2 protein-coding genes are annotated in these 3,058 nt (G+C 73.9%); one reads left to right on the top strand and one right to left on the bottom strand.

Annotated elements, in window-relative coordinates; translation table 11 throughout:
• The first annotated feature begins 1 nt into the window (after window position 1).
• Complete coding sequence (locus DZF91_RS25860) at window positions 2-1,885, top strand: Xaa-Pro dipeptidyl-peptidase (RefSeq protein WP_235834563.1); 1,884 nt, start codon at window positions 2-4, stop codon at window positions 1,883-1,885.
• A gap of 290 nt (window positions 1,886-2,175) precedes the next feature.
• Here the strand turns inward: DZF91_RS25860 and DZF91_RS25855 are convergent, their stop codons facing one another.
• The gene (locus tag DZF91_RS25855) at window positions 2,176-3,057 is read right to left on the bottom strand and encodes an enoyl-CoA hydratase/isomerase family protein (protein WP_117359802.1); all 882 of its coding nucleotides are present in this window, start codon (window positions 3,055-3,057) and stop codon (window positions 2,176-2,178) included.
• Window position 3,058 lies beyond the last annotated feature (1 nt).

Raw genomic sequence — 3,058 nt, 5'->3', positions numbered from 1 at the left:
CGTGACGCTGACCGCGCTCGCGCCGGACGCGTCCGCCGCCGCGCCCGGCCGGCCGGCCGGGAACCGCGCCGGGCGGCCGTCCGCCCAGATCCGGGACGGCGAGACCCAGCCGGTGTTCTCCCGCGCGGACGCGATCAGCCAGACGGTGAACATCGAGACCGCCGTGGACAGCGACCGCGACGGCAGGCGGGACACCGTCCAGCTGCGGATCATGCGCCCCAAGGAGACCGGCCAGGGCCTCCGGGTGCCGACGATCATGGAGCCCAGCCCCTACTGGGCGGGCATCCTGGACGTCCCGAACCACCCCGTGGACCTCGGCGGGGCGCGCGGCCTGGCCGCCACCCGGTTCCAGCGGAACCTCGCCGACGTCTTCCCCGGCTACTACGACAACTACTTCCTGCCGCGCGGCTACGCCGTCGCGGACCTGGACAGCCTCGGCACCGGCGGCTCGACCGGCTGCCCGACGTCCGGCGCGCGCAACGAGCAGGCGGGCGCGAAGGCGGCGGTCGACTGGCTGAACGGCCGGGCCCGCGGCTGGGCACCGGACGGCACGCCCGTGAAGGCCGACTGGTCCACCGGCAACGTCGGGATGATCGGCCAGTCCTACGACGGCACGCTGCCGAACATGGCCGCCGCGACCGGCGTGGACGGGCTGAAGGCCATCGTCCCGATCGCCGGCATCTCCAACTGGTACGAGTACTACCGCGACAACGGCGGGGTGATCGCACCCGGCGGTTACCAGGGCGAGGACCTGGACGTGCTGGCCAAGGCCGTCCTGACGCGCCGGAACCCGGAGGTCTGCAAGCAGGTCATCGACGAGATCGAGGCCCGCCAGGACCGTGGGACCGGCGACTACAGCCCCTTCTGGGACGAGCGCAACTACGTGAAGGACGCCAAGCGGGTCAAGGCGGCCGTGATGGTGGTGCACGGGCTCAACGACTGGAACGTCAAGACCGAGCAGTCCGTCCGGTGGTGGAACGCGCTGAAGGAGGCGGGCGTCCCGCGCAAGCTGTGGCTCCACCAGGCCAACCACGCCACGCCGTTCCGCTGGCGGATCGACGAGTGGCTGAGGCAGACCCACCACTGGTTCGACCGGTACCTGTACGGCATCCGCAACGGCATCGAGAACGAGCCGAAGGTGGACATCGAGCGGCCGGACGGCTCGTGGCGGACGGAGCGGGACTGGCCCGTTCCCGGCACCCGCACGCTGCCCCTCAGCCTGAACGCCGGTCCCGGCGCGGGCGGGCAGCCGGGCATGCTGGCGTCCCGTCCCCGGCCGGGCGCGGCGCAGGCGTTCACCGACGAGGGCCGCACCCGCACCGCCGAGCAGCTGCTGGCGGGCGAGGACGCGGCCGACCCGAACCGGCTCGCCTACCTGACCGGGCCGCTGTCCCGGCCGCTGCGGGTGGACGGCATCCCGAAGGCCGAGATCCGCGCCTCGCTGGACGGCCCGTCGCCCTACCTGACCGCGCTGCTGGTGGACTACGGCACCGACACGCGGCCCACCGGCGCCCGGACCACCACGACCGACAAGGTCTGCTACGGCCAGAGCGTCCCCGGTGACGAGGGCTGCACCCTGCGCCAGGTGCCGGCCACCGAGACGGCCCCCTACAAGATCATCACGCGCGGGTGGCTGGACGCCCGCAACCGCTCCTCGATCTCCCGCAGCGTGCCGCTCACGCCCGGGAAGACGTACTCCTTCCGCTGGGACATGCAGCCCACCGACTACACGGTCAAGGCCGGGCACCGCCTCGGGGTGATCGTCCTGTCCACCGACCACGACTACACCCTCCGGTATCCGGCGGGCACCTCCGTCACCGTCCGGCCGGGCGTGAGCCGCGTCCTGCTGCCGGTCGCCCCGGACGGCGGCGCCTCACCGCGGTAAACGAAAATTCCGGAATCCGCGCCAAGGACTGGCCGGAATCCGGAACTCTCCGCAAGAATGACACCGCCGTGCGGACGGGCGCGCCGTCCGCACGGCGGTTTTCTCTTCTTGACCGAATGGGAAGTGGAACGTTCCGAGCGCGCCACGTTGCGAGTGCGCCGACCTTCCGAGCGACCGACCTTCCGAGCGACCGACCTTCCGAGTGCGACAGAGCCGCCGCGCACCGGGATTTCCGAAACGTCCCGCGAGCCCTTACGGCGCTTCCAGGAGCCCCTGCGGGGCCGCCGGGGTCAGCCCCGGAAGGCCGCGGCCAGCGCGCGGAGCCGGACGACCTGCTCGCGGCGCTCGGCGGCGCACTGCTCGGCCAGGGTGTTCTCCGGCGCCGCCAGCAGCAGCCGCTTGGTGGCGACGGCCGCCTCGGCGTTGACGGCGAGCAGCTGGGCCGTCAGCTCCTCCAGCGCCGCGTCCAGGCCGCCGGACGGGACGACCCGCTCGACGAGGCCGAGCCGGGCGGCCTCGGCGGCGTCGACGGTCCGGGCGGTGAGGCACAGCTCCAGCGCCCGGTTGACGCCCACGATCTCGACCAGGGGCTTGGTGCCGGTCAGGTCCGGCACCAGGCCGAGCGCGGGCTCCTTCATGCAGAACCCGGCGTCCTCGGCCGCGATCCGGATGTCGCAGGCCAGCGCCAGCTGGAAGCCGCCGCCGATCGCGTGCCCGTGCACCGCGGCGACCGTGACGATCTCGGGGGCGCGCAGCCAGGTGTAACCCTCCTGCAGCTCGGCGATGAACGCGTCGCCGGTCGCGTCGTCGGCGCCGAACGGGAACCCGCCCTCGCCGCCGGAGAACATCGACAGGTCGATGCCCGCGGAGAACGACGGCCCGTCGCCGCGCAGCACGACCACCCGCACCTCCGGCGGCAGCGCGCGGCCGATGGCCGCCAGCGCCCGCCAGGTGGCGAAGGTCATCGCGTTGCGCCGCTCGGGCCGGGCGAGCGTGACGGTCGCGACCGCGCCGTCCAGCTCGAGCCGCAAGCCTCCCTCGGCGAGCTCCGCCTCGTCCGGCAGCCGGACGGCCGTCCCGCCGGGTGCCCCGCCGGTCGGCCCGGTGGGCGCCCCGCCGGCCGGTCCCGCCGTCGTGGCCGGTTCCGGCCGCCGCAGCTCCGCGTCCGCCATG

Origin of the sequence: Actinomadura logoneensis (assembly GCF_003428695.1) — a bacterium.
Classification (GTDB): domain Bacteria; phylum Actinomycetota; class Actinomycetes; order Streptosporangiales; family Streptosporangiaceae; genus Spirillospora; species Spirillospora logoneensis.
This window is presented reverse-complemented; position numbering and strand designations above follow the sequence as displayed.